This window comes from Mesorhizobium sp. WSM4815, assembly GCF_055811575.1.
Genome location: NZ_JBVVQS010000094.1, coordinates 35,149 through 46,837, shown reverse-complemented (window position 1 = coordinate 46,837; position 11,689 = coordinate 35,149). Strand labels below are relative to the sequence as shown.

12 protein-coding genes and 1 pseudogene are annotated in these 11,689 nt (G+C 64.1%); 8 read left to right on the top strand and 5 right to left on the bottom strand.

Annotated features, from left to right (window positions below; genetic code table 11):
- The first annotated feature begins 25 nt into the window (after positions 1 to 25).
- On the top strand, positions 26 to 334 hold the full coding sequence (locus AC0L2B_RS16265; RefSeq protein ID WP_473746067.1) for a twin-arginine translocation signal domain-containing protein: 309 nt from the start codon (positions 26 to 28) through the stop codon (positions 332 to 334).
- Between the two features lie 383 nt (positions 335 to 717).
- Here the strand turns inward: AC0L2B_RS16265 and AC0L2B_RS16260 are convergent, their stop codons facing one another.
- Positions 718 to 1,620, bottom strand: coding sequence for a LysR family transcriptional regulator (locus tag AC0L2B_RS16260; protein WP_473746066.1), 903 nt, complete (start codon positions 1,618 to 1,620; stop codon positions 718 to 720).
- Positions 1,621 to 1,756: 136 nt separating this feature from the next.
- On the opposite strand from AC0L2B_RS16260, the gene AC0L2B_RS16255 reads away from it, so the two are divergent.
- The 3 genes from AC0L2B_RS16255 to AC0L2B_RS16245 all read left to right on the top strand — a co-directional run bounded on the left by AC0L2B_RS16255 (position 1,757) and on the right by AC0L2B_RS16245 (position 4,232).
- A complete protein-coding gene (locus tag AC0L2B_RS16255) occupies positions 1,757 to 2,173 on the top strand; it encodes a RidA family protein (protein WP_473746064.1) in 417 nt (138 codons plus the stop codon).
- Between the two features lie 240 nt (positions 2,174 to 2,413).
- Positions 2,414 to 3,229 carry an oxidoreductase gene (locus AC0L2B_RS16250; RefSeq protein ID WP_473746062.1) on the top strand — a complete coding sequence of 272 codons (816 nt, stop codon included), beginning with the start codon at positions 2,414 to 2,416 and terminating at the stop codon, positions 3,227 to 3,229.
- Positions 3,230 to 3,353: 124 nt separating this feature from the next.
- Positions 3,354 to 4,232 (top strand): AraC family transcriptional regulator, encoded by an 879-nt coding sequence (locus AC0L2B_RS16245; protein WP_473746186.1) that lies wholly within the window; start codon positions 3,354 to 3,356, stop codon positions 4,230 to 4,232.
- 79 nt (positions 4,233 to 4,311) lie between these two features.
- Here AC0L2B_RS16245 and AC0L2B_RS16240 read toward each other — a convergent pair whose 3' ends face one another.
- Positions 4,312 to 5,244 (bottom strand): LysR family transcriptional regulator, encoded by a 933-nt coding sequence (locus AC0L2B_RS16240; RefSeq protein ID WP_473746060.1) that lies wholly within the window; start codon positions 5,242 to 5,244, stop codon positions 4,312 to 4,314.
- A gap of 116 nt (positions 5,245 to 5,360) precedes the next feature.
- On the opposite strand from AC0L2B_RS16240, the gene AC0L2B_RS16235 reads away from it, so the two are divergent.
- The 4 genes and pseudogenes from AC0L2B_RS16235 to AC0L2B_RS16220 all read left to right on the top strand — a co-directional run bounded on the left by AC0L2B_RS16235 (position 5,361) and on the right by AC0L2B_RS16220 (position 8,138).
- Positions 5,361 to 6,233, top strand: a complete 873-nt coding sequence (locus tag AC0L2B_RS16235; RefSeq protein ID WP_473746058.1) for an NmrA family NAD(P)-binding protein — start codon at positions 5,361 to 5,363, stop codon at positions 6,231 to 6,233.
- A 138-nt stretch (positions 6,234 to 6,371) separates the two neighbouring features.
- A complete protein-coding gene (locus AC0L2B_RS16230; RefSeq protein WP_473746057.1) occupies positions 6,372 to 7,280 on the top strand; it encodes an alpha/beta fold hydrolase in 909 nt (302 codons plus the stop codon).
- Positions 7,277 to 7,819 (top strand): annotated as a pseudogene (locus AC0L2B_RS16225) (alpha/beta fold hydrolase); the annotation flags it as partial. The gene AC0L2B_RS16230 and the pseudogene AC0L2B_RS16225, both read left to right, overlap by 4 nt.
- An 85-nt stretch (positions 7,820 to 7,904) precedes the next feature.
- Entirely contained in the window at positions 7,905 to 8,138 is a 234-nt protein-coding gene (locus AC0L2B_RS16220) for an alpha/beta fold hydrolase (RefSeq protein WP_473746056.1), read from the top strand.
- Between the two features lie 181 nt (positions 8,139 to 8,319).
- Here the strand turns inward: AC0L2B_RS16220 and AC0L2B_RS16215 are convergent, their stop codons facing one another.
- The 3 genes from AC0L2B_RS16215 to AC0L2B_RS16205 form a co-directional block, all read right to left on the bottom strand.
- Positions 8,320 to 9,255, bottom strand: coding sequence for a methyltransferase (locus AC0L2B_RS16215; protein WP_473746055.1), 936 nt, complete (start codon positions 9,253 to 9,255; stop codon positions 8,320 to 8,322).
- 98 nt (positions 9,256 to 9,353) lie between these two features.
- Entirely contained in the window at positions 9,354 to 10,664 is a 1,311-nt protein-coding gene (locus AC0L2B_RS16210) for a hemolysin family protein (RefSeq protein ID WP_473495489.1), read from the bottom strand.
- Positions 10,665 to 10,896: 232 nt separating this feature from the next.
- Positions 10,897 to 11,604, bottom strand: coding sequence for an LssY C-terminal domain-containing protein (locus tag AC0L2B_RS16205; protein WP_473746054.1), 708 nt, complete (start codon positions 11,602 to 11,604; stop codon positions 10,897 to 10,899).
- Between the last annotated feature and the right edge of the window lie 85 nt (positions 11,605 to 11,689).

Sequence of the window (11,689 nt, the reverse complement as noted above, 5' to 3'; positions counted from 1 at the left end):
CGAGGGCTGCTCTTGGAGAAAGACCATGAGTAAAGATGATGATGTGAACCACGGATCGGCAGCTTCAAGCCGAGCGCTGTCTCGCCGCAATTTCCTGAAAGTCTCTGTGACCGGTGCGGCGATTGCCAGCGCCGGCGGCCTTTCAGCCTGTATGACTGGACCGATGGCAGCCGGAAAGAAAACCAAGGCGCTGGCGCTGTACCAGGACACCCCAAATCGTGGCCGACGCTGCGGTGGGTGTACTCACTTCCGAGAGCCAAACGGGTGCGAGATCGTTGCCGGTGCAATCAGCCCACATGGCTGGTGCCGTTTCCACGAGCCGCTGCCGGCTTGATGCAACAAATTGCGGTCGCCCGCCTTATGTCTCGGGCGGGAGCAACGCGACGTCAGCTTCCACGTCCAGAGCGGACGTTGGCCGGCCGGCGGTAAGGCGTCTGCCTAGGGTCATGGGCGTGAATTCGTTCTCGGCGAGCGAACGTCCGCATTGGGTCGATTAGCGGAATGGCCGCTTGTCTGTAACTTCGTCCCGAAAGCGGAAGGGCAGGTTTCGTGAACCCACTTGCGTCATCGCCTGCTTCAGCCTGACCGATCGAACTGGGTCATCGGCCCAATGCAGGATTCGTCCGCACTGAGGCAGAACACTGATGCGTTGGCGCAATAGCAACGAACTGAGCACTCCCCCGGCCCAACGACCGGTCATGGCGCGGCTGCTCGTCGCTAAGATTCTTTCTTCCGCAGGTCTTTGACGACATCGAGAAAGGCCCGCAGTGCGGGCGGTACGGCTCGATGTCCGGGGTAGTAAACCGCAACTTCTTCCGCAGCGGGCATCCACGCGGTCAGGACCTTGCGCAGCCGGCCGTCGGACAAGGCCGCTTCGGCGGCCCAATCGGCCGCGTAGGCGACGCCCAGATCCTCAATTGCGGCTTCGACCATCAGTTCTTCGTCGTCGAGGACGACGGGGCCGTTTGCCTCGATCACGAGTTCCTGGCCGGCGCGTTCGAACTCCCATCGGTAAAGCTTGCCGCTGGGCATGCGGTGGCCGATGCAATGATGGCGTTGCAATTCCTCCGGGGTTTTCGGGTCGCCGAAGCGATCGAGGTAGGCGGGCGAGGCGACACAGATGAACGTCAACGCGCGTGCAAGCGGCACGGCGATCATGTCCTTGGGGACCGATCCGAGGAGGCGCACGCCGGCATCGAAGCCGCTGGACACGATGTCGATGAGCCGCCCCTCGACGACGATGTCCACGATCACGTCCGGATGGCGCTCCGCCATCCGCGGAAGAACCCCGCGAACGAGAAGCCCGGCCACCAATCGCGGTGCGTTGATGCGGACCGTGCCCGCGACATTGCCCCTGAACCCGGCGACGCTGTCGAGCGCCTCGTCCAGCGAGGCGAGCGCCGGCTGAAGGCGGGCGAGCAACTGGAAACCGGCTTCCGTCGGCGAGACGCTGCGTGTGGTGCGGTTGAGAAGGCGCACGCCCATGCGCTCCTCGAGCGCACGCATGGCGTGGCTCAATGTGGAAGGCGCCGTGCCGATCTCGTCCGCTGCGCGGCGGAAGCTGCGGTGCGTGGCAACGGCCACGAAGACGGTGAGATCGTTGAGGGACGGGCGGGACATTGATGGTAATTTTGCATCACCTCATGCCGATTTCAACGGCTTATGCGCGTAATGCGATTGCCTTATCTCCTGCCTGTATCAACTCGGCGGCTCCGGGCGGTCCGCTCCCGTCATCAAGACAGAAAGGAAATACGAAATGCCTGCACGTGACGCCATCTATCCGGCCAAACGCCACGCGTTATACGATATCCATCGATATTCCGCGGCCATTCGATCCGGCGATCTTCTCTTCGTGTCGGGTCAGGTCGGCAGCCGTGAGGACGGCTCGCCCGAGCCCGTATTCGAGGATCAGGTTCGGCGGGCCTTCGCCAATCTGCGCGCGGTCCTGGCCGCCGCCGGGTGCAGCTTCGACGACGTTGTCGACGTCATCACCTTTCACACCAACCCGGACAAACAGATCGAAACGGTGCTGGCCGTCCGGGCGGATGAGATCGGCGGACCTCCCTATCCGAACTGGACGGCAGTGGGCGTCAACTGGCTTGCCGGCTTCGATTTCGAGATCAAGGTCGTCGCCCGCATCCCTTCGACGACCAGCGGCCAGCCGGCGGGCTGATCGCTCGCCCTGCAATCTAAGCTACCCCTGGCAGACAGCCCGCTCCCTGCACGTCAGGACGCCGCTTCGTCCTGACGCAGCTGGGTCAGCAACTCCCATGATCCGGCCGCGTGACGCGTTCTTTTGGCCCTTTTCGTAGCGCGCCATTCCCTTTTGGCATTGCATTATGAGCGTAATATGTAATTATGATCATAATTCAACTGCCGAGAAAAGTCTGGCCCTCACGATTTGGAGCACGAAATGAATGCGAATTCCGAAAAAACCGCTGTTGTGACCGGAGCCTCCTCGGGGATCGGCCACGCCAGCGCCGAGGCGCTGGCGCGGGCAGGGTTCACCGTCTTCGGGACAAGTCGCCGCCCTGTCGGCAACGGCCCGGACGGGGTGACCATGCTGGTTTGCGACGTGACCGATGGCGCTTCTGTCAGCGCCCTCGTTTCGACCGTGCTGGCGCAGACCGGGCGGATCGACCTCCTGGTCAACAATGCCGGCGTCGGTCTGCTTGGCGGTGCCGAGGAATCCTCGGTCGCACAGGTGCAGGCGCTGTTCGACGTCAATCTGTTCGGCGTCATCCGCATGATCAATGCGGTGTTGCCGTCGATGCGGCAGCGCGGCGCAGGGCACATCATCAATATCGGCTCGATTCTGGGATTGGTGCCTGCGCCATACTCAGCCCATTACTCTGCGGTCAAGCACGCGCTTGAAGGCTATTCGGAATCGCTCGATCACGAGGTTCGTGCTTTTGGTATTCGCGTCTCGGTCATCGAGCCGACATTCGTGCGTACCGTCTTCGACCAGAACGGGATCGAGCCGGATTCGGTGTTGCAGGAATATGATCGGGCGCGCGCCGGGCTCAAGGCGCTGCTGGGCGATGTGATGCCCAAAGCCGATCCGCCGGAAGTGGTGGCGGCGGTGGTGGTCAAGGCGGCGACCGATGCCCGCCCGCGGCGTCGCTATACCGCCGGCAAGGCAGCGCGCCAGGTCAGCATTCTGCGCCGCTTTGCCCCCGCAGAGATGTTCGACAAGAGCTTGCGCAAACAGTTCCGACTGCCGGTCTGAACCCGGTTAGCAGTGCTCCACCGCCAACGGCTCCGCATCGAAGCGAACGGCGCCTTGTTCAGCAAGAACAGTCGAGCGCGCTGTCTCGCAAGCTGGCAGATTGCTCTCACCACAGGAGAGCATGATGACGACGCGGCAAGATCCCTACCACACGCGTATGAAACGGGTGTTGAACTACATCGACCGGCATCTGGAGGACGATCTTGGCCTGGACACGCTTAGTGCCGTTGCGGCCTTGTCCAAGTATCATTTCCACCGCCAATTCGGGGGATATTTCGGCATATCAGTGCATCGCTACGTCCAACTCGTTCGCATGAAACGGGCGGGACAGGTGCTTGCCTTCAATGACGAGGCGAGCGTGACCGAAACCGCGCTCGACGTCGGTTACGATGCGCCCGACGCCTTCGCCCGCGCGTTTCGGAAAAGCTTTGGGCAATTGCCTTCCGCATTTCGGGACACGCCCGAGTGGGAGGTGTGGTTTGCCGGCCTGTGGCCATTGACCAACGCGAGGAGCAAGCTCATGAAAACGGCGTATTCTTTGGCTGACGTCAACATCGTGGAGGTGCCGAAAACACCCGTCGCCGTCCTGCAGCACCGAGGCAATCCGGCCCTGGTCGCCGAGACTATCCAGAAATTCATCGCCTGGCGAAGGGCTGTCGGTTTGAGCGCCGCGTCCAGTGCGACCTACAATGTGTTTCATTCGGATTCCGACATAACGCCGCCGGACGAATTCCGCCTCGACATCTGTGCAGCGACCGATCGGAAAATCGAGCTGAACGAGCAGGGTGTGGAAGCCGGTGTTCTTCCGGCCGGACGATGTGCCGTGCTTCGCGCAATCGGAGCAGAAAATGTCGAGCCGGCGATCGAATTCCTGTATCGCGACTGGTTGCCGGCAAGCGGTGAGGCACTTCGGGATTTTCCCCTCTACTGTCAGCGGATGAGTATTGTTCCGATGGTTGCCGAGCACGAGGCCATCACCGACATCTTCCTGCCCTTGGTGTGATTTGCTGACCCTCCGATGGCCGTCATGTCAGCTGCAATCGAATGCGGGTCGGCTCGAGGCGTTGTGAGCCGCTTCGGCCTCAGATTCCAACGTCGATCGCCGACGACATATCCGCCGCCGCAGCGACAATGGCACGTCTCAACCATATGTGCCTGGGCGCGTCCTGCTGGCGCGCGTGCCAGACGAGGCTCATCGTGAAGCTGCCAAGATCGAGGGGCGGCGGCAACGATACGAAGCGCTTCATGTTGGCGGCCGCTCGCGCCAGGCTCGAAGGCAGGGTCATGATCAGGTCGGAGCGAGCGGCGATCTCGACCGCCGCGAAGAAGTTCGGCACGCGCAGCTTCACCCGCCGCGTTCGCCCGATGCGGGCAAGCACCTCGTCGACAGGCGCGGGCCCGACGCCGGTGACGCTCACCACGATATGCTCAAGCGCCAGGAAACGCTCGAGCGTCAGCTTTCGGGCGAGCGCTGGATGCTCGGCGCGCATCAGTGTCACGAGCTTCTCGTCATAGAGACCGCGCCGACGGATGCCGGCCGGGGCTTCGTCGACCAGCGCCACCATCGCATCCGCGCTACCCTGCTCCAGCGCTTCGACCGCGTCCGTGCCCGGCGCGACGATATCGAGATCGAGGGACGGCGCCTCGCGTCCAAGGCGGGCGAGCAGATGCGGCGCCAGCACGGCGGCCTGGAGATCGGGCATCAGCAGCTGGATCCGGCCGGTGGCGGTGGCGGGATCGAACGCGTTGGCCTCGACCATCTCTCGCACACCCGCCAAGATGCCGCGCAGCACCGGGCGCACCTCTTCCGCACGGGCGCTGAGGACATAGCCGTCCGGTCCATCGACCAGCAGCGCATCCGAAAACAGCGCGCGCAATCGGCCGAGCGCTCGGCTCGCGGCGGGCTGGCTCATGCCGAGCCGGCTTGCGGCACGGGTGACGTTCTTCTCGTCCAGCAGCGCTTCGAGCGCCACCAGCAGGTTCAGATCGATCCGGCGTAAATCCACTTCGTGCATGGTAACTATATACACCATGCATTGGACGCATTGAAAGCCTGCGCCTATCGTTCCCCCGTCAATCGAGATGAAGGTCAGGCCGGATGAAGGTCAGGCGAGCAGAAGGAGAAGAAGTGATGTATGTCGTGCTTGGAGCAAACGGACGGGCCGGCGGCGAGGTCGCGCGCGCCCTGATCGCAGGCGGCGAAGCCGTGCGCGTCGTCCTGCGTCGCAAGGAACAGGGCGAAAAATGGACGGCCCTCGGCGCCGAGGTGGCCGTCGCAAGCATGGAGGATGCCGGCGCCATGGCCGATGCGCTGACCGGCGCGCGGGCCGCGTTCCTGCTCAACCCGCCGCCGGTGAGCGGTGATCCCTATCAGCGCACGGAAGAAATCGGCGCCGCGCTTGCCGATGCGGCACGGCGTGCAGGTCTGCCAAAGGCCGTCGTCCTGTCGTCCATCGGAGCGCAGCATGCCTCCGGCACCGGCGTCATCGCCACCCTCAACCGCTTCGAGGCGCTGCTCGACGGCGCGGCGCCGGCCACCGCCTTCCTGCGGTCGGGGTATTTTGTCGAAACCTGGAGCGACGTGGCGCAATCGGTCCTGTCGCAAAGCATACTGCCGACCTTTATCGAGCCTTCCCAGAAAATCCCGATGGTGAGCACGATCGATGTCGGGCGCGCGGCAGCGACCGTGCTGTGCGAGGAATGGACCGGCAAGCGGATCGTGGAGCTGGGCGGACCGGAAGACTGGAGCGCCGGCGACGTGGCATCGGCCTTCGCGGACGTTCTCGGCCGGCCGGTAACGGCTGTGCTTGTTGCGCCGGAGGAGCGTGCCGCGCTGCTTGCCGAGGAAGGCGTGCCGGGCGAGGTGGCAGATGCGCTGCTCGGTATGTATGAGGGAATCGCCAACGGCCTGTTGACGCGCCAGGACAGCAGCGAGCACCGGCGTGGCACGACCTTCCTGACGACGGCGATAGAGCGCGTTGTCGCAACGCCAGCCGGCCGCTGATCCTCAGCCGAGTAGCGACGGCCGAAACGGATCACGGGCTTCCAGCCACTCCTTGGGGAACGTTTTCGGCCGGCATCCGGAACCGCGCCACTGGTTTGAACTTAACCCCATTCCGGACGGCAAAAAGGGAATCCTGACATGAGACTGCCTGCCCCACGCCAAATGCGTCTCTCCGGTGGAACCGAGCTTGCCTACGTCACTGCGGGCGATCCATCCAACCCGGCTTTGCTCCTCCTGCATGGGTTTCCCAGCTCCGCAAATGCATTCCGCGATGTGATTCCCGGACTGGCGGGCGCAGCCTATGTGATCGCGCCCGACCTCCCGGGCCATGGCCGGTCCGACGTCCCGCCGACACCATCCTTCGCCGCGATCAGCGAGGCGATTTCCGAATTGCTGACCCACCTCGCGATCGGGCGCCGCTTCATCCATATTCATGACTGGGGCGCCGCCGTGGGTCTGCAGATCGCCACGCAAGCGCCCGAGCTGGTTTCGGGTCTCATCATCCAGAACGCAAACGCGCATCGAACCGGCTTCGGTCCCGTCTGGGACGCCGTGTTGAAATTCTGGTCAGAACCGACAAAGGAGAACGAAGCGGCCGCGACCCCCGACCTGACCTTTGAGTTCACGCGCGAGCAATATACCGGCGGCCTGCCAGAGGATGTCGCCGCCACGATCAGGGGCGACCCCTGGGTCGATGACTGGAAGGTGATGAATCTTCCCGGCCGCATGGAGACCCACCGCGCGCTTATCGGCGACTACAAAAGCCATGCCGGGCGTTTCGATACGATCGCCGCCTATCTGAAGAGATGGCAACCGCCGGCGCTCATGCTTTGGGGCCGTCACGACCCCTATTTCGATATCGCCGAAACGCTGTCCTGGATGCAGGATCTGCCGCGTATGGAAGCGCATGTTTTCGACGGCGGGCACTTCCTGCTTGAGACGCACGCCGAACCAGCACTCTCCCTGATGATCGAGTTCATCAAGCGAACACAGGAGATGCACCCTGATCGAGCCCATCCCGGAGCAGTGCGAGGAGTGCAGGCATGACATCCCCCACGCAACAGCGGCTGCGCCTGTCCGGCGGGACCGAGCTTTCCTTCATCACCGCGGGAGATGCGTCCAATCCCGCGCTGCTGCTCCTGCACGGATTCCCGAGCTCGTCGCGCACCTTCCAGGGCATCATTCCCGGCCTTGCGCGCGTCGCCTTCGTCATCGCCCCCGACTTGCCTGGCTACGGCCAATCGGCGCCGTTGCCCGCGCCCTCGTTCGAAGCGTTCAGCGGCGCAATCCAGGAGCTCCTAACTCATCTCGCGATCGATCGGCGCTTCATCTACCTGCATGATTGGGGCGCGCCTGTTGGTCTCCGGGTCGCTAGGCAATCCCCCGACCTCGTCTGCGGCCTCATCATTCAGAGCGCCAACGCACACCGCACAGGGTTCGGACCGCAATGGCAAGCCACGTTCGAATTCTGGTCAAACCCGACGGAAGAGAACGAAAGGGAGGCTACCGCGTTTTTGACCTTGGAAGGCACCCGCGAGCAATATTTGGGCGGCTTGCCGGAGGATGTCGCTGCCCGGATCAAAGGCGAACCCTGGATCGAGGACTGGAGGGTGATGAATCAGCCTGGCGGCATGGAAACACAACGCGCGCTCCTCGCCGACTACGCCAACCATGCCGCTCGCTTCAGTCTCATCGCCGACTATCGAAACGCGGCAGCCGCCGGCGCTCATGCTGTGGGGCCGCCACGACCCGTTCTTCGACATCGCCGAAACACTGTCGTGGATGCAAGACCTTCCACGTATGGAAGTGCACATCTTCGACGGCGGCCACTTCCTGCTCGAGACCCACGCCGAGGCGGCAGCCGCGTTGATGACCGACTTTATTGAGCGGACGCTGCGACCTTGAGCAACCGCGCGCGCCGATATGAAGCGCGCTGTACTGCGCTCGCGGCCGGTCCGCCATGACCTTATCCCGCGGCAGCATTCCCGGGCTTCCCTAAAGCGCCCGGCTATTGCTGGCAGATGCCCCGGGCCGTCGCCAGCTGCTTCCGGAAGCGTCAGGATTGCGCTTGGCCATTCAGCCACGATTAGCCCGTGAGGCGCGCACGAAACAAGGTGGAGCCGTCCGTCAGGCGCGACCTGGCGATATCCCGGAATCCAGCCTCGGTCATCCACGCGCGATACTGACCTTCAGTGTACGATTCGCCGTGGCGATAGAGGTTCAGGAAGGTGAGATTCAGAAACACACCCTCAGGCGGGCCGAGGCGGTCGTCATCGACGACACCCCACCCCGCAATTGCGATCTCGCCGCCGGGTGTGAGGCAACGCGCCGCGTTCAGGATCGAACTGCGCGCCTGGTCGGGCGGCAGGACCTGGACGACGGCCTTCAGGATCGCCAAATCGTGCCGACCGATCGACGGCGCGACAGTTATGTCACCCTCTTCGACAACCACGTCGTCGGCACCGTATTCTGACAGGATATCTTTCGCGACCGCTGCGACCGTTGGGAGTTCCATCAGCGTCGCCGCAATCTGCGGCCGCCGCTCGCGAAGTCCGACGAGAATGGTCCCGGGGCCGCCGCCGATGTCGATGACCGAGCCGATCGCCGAGAGGTCCATCTCCCGGGCCAGATGGCGGCCGAAAATTACCCCGCCCGGTGCGAGCATGCGGCTGAAGGCCGCCGCTGCCTCGGGCCCGGCTTCGGAAAAGTCGTGCAGCGCAGCCGGCCGGTTCTGTCGCAGCGACTCTGCGGTCAGCAGGTCGGCTCCCCAGAGCTCGCGCAGGAGCGCATGATCGCCGCCGCGATAGGTCGGCTTGGACGCGTCGAGGAAGGCCGCCGCTTCGGCGCCGTTGCGAAATCGACCATGCTTGACTTCGAGGAGACCGATGCTGGCGAGCGCGTAGAGGAGCCGCGACAGACGATCGGGCTCGACCTTGAGCTCGGCTCCAAGGCTGTCGGCAGTCACCGCGCTGCTACCGAGCCGGGTGAAGATGCCAAGGTCCAGCCCGGCGCGAAGCGCCAAGGCGGGCGGCACCGCTGCGATCAGCTTGTCGATCCGATCAGAATCCACCATGTCCTTCCGCGATCCAGGACCGGCTTGCCTACCCATCGCGTTGACTGCTACCGCACGATTTCGCGATGGCCGCCGGGCAGGCGGGTGGCGATGAGCTTGTCGATGCGGCGGCCGTCGAGGTCGACGACCTCGAAGCGCCAGCCCTGCGCATCGACGCATTCGCCGGTCGTCGGCAGATGGTGCAGATGCGCCAGCACGTAACCGGCGACAGTCTCGTAGTCGCGGTTCTCGGGCAGGTCGATGCCGAGAACGTCGGCCATCTCGTCGGCCTGCATGTAGCCGGCGAGCAACCATGAGCCGTCGTCACGCTTGACGGCGTTTTCCTCGTCGCCGGCGTCGAGGTCCGCCCGGAAGACGCCGGTGATGGCTTCCAGTATGTCGGCCGGGGTGACGATGCCTTCGAAATGGCCGTATTCGTCATGGACCAGCGCCATCGGCACGTTGGATTCCTTGAGTGTCGAAAGGACATCCAGCGCGTCGGCCTGGTCATGGACGATGGGAGCGGTGCGCACATGCCGGCGCGGGTCGAGCGCGCGACCGCCGAGCATCGCGGCTAGCACGTCGCGGGTCTGGACGACGCCGATCATGGCGTCGACGCTGCCATCGCCGGCCGGCAGGCGCGAATGCTGGGTCTCCATCAGGAGCTTCCGGATTGCCGCGTCATCGGACTGCAGGTTGATCCAGTCGACCTCGGTGCGCGGCGTCATCACCGCGCGGACGGCGCGGTCGCCGAGCCGCATGACGCCGGCGATCATGCGCCGCTCGTCGGATTCGATGGTGCCGTGATGCTCGGCCTCGGCGACCAGCATCTTGATCTCCTCGTCGGTGACCTTCTCCTCGCTTTCACCGCGCTGGCCAAGCAGCCACAGCATGGCGCGGCCGGAAATGTCGAGCAGAAAAACCAGCGGCGCCGAGACGGTGGCGAGGATGGTCATCGCCGGAGCAACCCTGGCGGCGACGCGTTCGGGATCGCGCAGCGCGATCTGCTTGGGCACCAGTTCGCCGATGATCAGCGAGAAATAGGTGATGAGGGCGACGACGATGCCGACGCCGATCGGGTCGGCAAGGCTTTCGCGGAGGCCGGTCGATGCCAGGAACACGGACAGCCGCTCGCCGAGCGTGGCGCCGGAAAAGGCGCCGGACAGAACGCCGACCAGGGTGATGCCGATCTGCACCGACGACAGGAATTTGCCTGGATTGGCGCCGAGCGCCAAGGCGCGGCCGGCGCCCTTGACGCCGCGGTCGATCATCGCCTTGAGACGGGCCGGCCGTGACGAGACAATGGCAAGTTCGGACATTGCCAGAAGGCCGTTCACGCAGATGAGGACGACCACGATGGCGATTTCAGCATAGAGCATGCGAGGTCAATAGCATTGCGGCGCGGTCTTCGAAAATAGACGGGCGTCATTTTTCATGCCGGCGGGCGCAACCATCTCATGCGGCATCCCATGGCGGCGACGAAAAATGCTCGATCAGCGCGTCGACGACGACACGGACTTTTGGCGTCAGGCTGCGCGTCACCGGCCAGATGGCGTGCATGACGACGTCTTCGAGGAGACAGTCCGACAGGACCGTCTCTTCGTCTTGTGCCTACGGCAGCTGCCGCAGCAGGCCAACCACCGCCTTGCCATCGGTGAAATAGGGATCGCCGCCGCCATTGCGCCCGGTCTTTGTCGCACCGATGCCCGATATCTCGCTGGTCGAGATCAGCATGCCAGCGGCAGACAGGTCGCGGATCAGGAAGTCGCGCTCGGCGTCGATGTCGGGACCGATATGGTGGGTGATCTGGCCGGTGTCGTGGCTGAGCCCGACGCCGCGATCGTAGCTTGCCGCACCCAGCCAGAGCGGCCGGCCATCGTCTCCAGTCGCATCGGTTTGCCAGAAGCGGACGTGATGGCGCCGGTCGGCACTGTCGCCGACCGGCTTCTCGAAGGCCAGATCCTGTGCACGGCCTTCGAACAGCAGCCGGCTGACCGGCGCGTCGGGATAGGGCCGATCGAACAGCACACTTTCGCCGATCTCGACCGCGGTCTCCAACGTGAGGGCGTCGGCCGTGTCCCATCCGGCGACGGCGAAGGCGTGGACCAGCTCTTTTTTGGTGCCGACGAGGCCGACATTGATCGGATCGCCCGCTATGCCTTGCGGCGTGTGCGTCACCATCTCGAAGCGCTGCGCGCGGAAATTGCGGTCGCGCAGGGTCCAGAATTCCGGCGCGGCGAAATAGGCGAGCACGAGATAGCCGGCACAGAACGCCACCAGCCAGATCGTTGCGCGTCGTCGAAGGCTTCGTCGGCTCATGCGACACCACCGTGGTGATATGACCTCACCTTATGTGGCGTCATTCTACGCGGCGGCGCAGACCTTGGGCAGTGGGCACGCGCTC